Annotated in this window: 2 protein-coding genes; both read left to right on the plus strand. The window is 67.4% G+C overall.

The annotated features are described in order from the left end of the window. Positions 1-323: 323 nt before the first annotated feature. Positions 324-1,910: an alpha/beta fold hydrolase gene (locus I6N91_RS16925; protein ID WP_198814483.1), complete on the plus strand. Its 1,587-nt coding sequence runs from the start codon at positions 324-326 to the stop codon at positions 1,908-1,910. Positions 1,911-2,011: 101 nt separating this feature from the next. Further along, positions 2,012-2,358, plus strand: a 347-nt coding sequence (locus I6N91_RS16930) for an acylglycerol kinase family protein (protein WP_198814484.1), incomplete at its 3' end; no start/stop codon positions are given.

Genomic DNA, 2,358 nt, shown 5'->3' on the forward strand with positions numbered 1-2,358 from the left:
GTGGTCACCTACCTCAACCGGGTCGGCCTCGCCGCCCGCGACCCCTTCGACTGCCCCATGGTCAACAAGTACCGCCGCCCATGAGCCCCACCACTCCCGAGTCGTTTACCGCCGGCCAACGCGCCCGACGCGTCCGACGCCCCGACCCAAAGCGGGTCAGTTTCACCCGGCTCCGCACGGCTCTCAGGCACAGGAAATCCGCCGCCCACCACAGCACTCCTTCTGGTCCGGCCGCTCGTCCAACCGCAGTTCCCTTCAACAGAGCCGATGCCGCACCGGGATACCACCTTCACTCCTCCCGGCCTGCAACTGCGGTTCCGGGGGTGCCCGTCTTCGTGCTGGTCCACGGCCTCGGCATGTCCCACCGCTATTTTGCAGGGCTTCAGAGCGAACTGGATGCCTATGGGGAGACCCATGTGTTGGATCTTCCAGGCTTCGGGGGCACACCCAAGCCCGGCCGCACGCTCAGTATCGGGGACTACGCCGACGTCATTGCCGAGGCCATGGATGCCGCGCAGCTGAGCTCCTGTACCCTCATCGGTCACTCCATGGGGGCCCAGTTCGTCACCGAACTCGCCCTACGGCGCCCGGATCTGGCCGCCCAGGTGGTGCTCATCGGGCCCGTCACCGATCCGGGCCATGCCTCCGCCTTTTCGCACACCTTGTCCCTGGGCCTGGACACGCTCCTGGAACGCCCTCGGACTACACTGCTTGCCGCCGGCGCCTACGCCCGGTGCGGACTGGCCTGGTATTTCAACGAACTGCCCGTCATGCTCAAGTATCGGCTGGACCGGCGGCTACCCCTGGTGACTCGGCCGGTCCTGATCCTGCGGGGCACGCTTGACCCCATCGCCCGTCGGGACTGGTGTGCCCGGCTCGCCGACGCTTCCAGGCAGAGTCGCCTCGTGGAGATTCCGGGACAGGCCCACGCCGCGCACCGGGCGGGCGCCGCCGCCGTTGCCGCAGCCATTACCCGATTCATCGACGAACACCCGCGCGCCTCCGCATTAACCACTGCGCCCTCAAACGACCTCACCTCGCCCCGGCGGGTCACCACTGTGCAGTACACGGGACGTCCCCAGTCCCGGTCGGCGCACACACCCGGGCAGATAAGCCTCACCGCCGGAGACTGGCAGGCCCGGGCCCATCTGATCCCTCACCGGCCCGAGGCACACGCCGCAACGGAAGCCGGGGCAGACGAGCGGGCGGTTCCCGTATTCGTGCTCATCCACGGCATCGGCATGTCCCACCGATACCTCAAACGCCTCGGGGAGCAGCTGTCAGCCCACGGACGGGTGGTCCTGCTCGACCTGCCCGGCGCCGGGCGGACTCGAACCCCAACTGCCAAAATGCCCAACGCCGCGAAGGCGGAAATCATCGGAGACCTCCTGGACGAAATGGGGGTATCTTCCTGCGTGGTGATCGGGCATTCCATGGGGGTCCAGAGCGCCACCGAACTGGCCCTCGAGCGTCCCGGACTGGTGTCGCAGCTGGTCCTGATCGGCGCGGCCGTCGACGCACGCCGGCGCACCGTCCCCCAGCAGGCGCTCACCCTCACAGTGAACAACGTCCTGGAAAAATCCTCACTGAACTTCATCCAGTTCACCGACATGCTGCGCTGCGGACCGCGCTGGTATGTTGCCGAACTGGACGTCGCCATGAACTATCCCCTCGAGGAGCGACTCCCCCTGGTGGAGCAGCCAGTGCTAATTCTGCGCGGATCCCGCGACCTCGTCGCCGGGTCTGCCTGGTCCCGCGCCTTGGCCGACACGGCCGTCGACGGGGAACTGGTGGAGGTTGAGGGTGCCTTCCACGGCGTACACCACAGCGCGGCCGAGGCCGTGACCGCCAGCATCACCTCCTTCATGACCAGCTCCGAGGACCGGTTCGATGAGCCCGAAGCCGCCTAGGACTGTCCACACCATCGCCGTCACACCATCGCCGTAACCCCAACCCCGAGCCTCCCGCCGACGGGCACCCGCGGCGGAAACGACCAAGGAAAGGTAGACCCATGACCACGCCACACAGGTTCGACACCATCACGATCATCTTCAACCCCAACAGCACCGGGGACGCCCCCAAGCTTGCACAGGAGCTCTCCGACGAGCTGGTCCCGGCACTGCCCGGGACCGAGATCCGCCTCCAGCCCACCGAGCACGCCGGCCACGCAGTGGACCTCGCGCAGAAGGCAGCATCCGCGCCCAATGCCCTCATCGTGTCCGTGAGCGGGGACGGGGGCTACAACGAAGTCGTCAACGGAGTCATGGCCAGCGGAAGCGATGACGCCGTGTGCGCGGTCCTGGCCGCCGGCAACGCGAACGACCACAGCCGCGTTATCGGACGCAAACCCCTCGCCGA

It is taken from the genome of Arthrobacter sp. MSA 4-2, assembly GCF_016405885.1.
Taxonomy (GTDB): Bacteria; Actinomycetota; Actinomycetes; order Actinomycetales; family Micrococcaceae; genus Arthrobacter_D.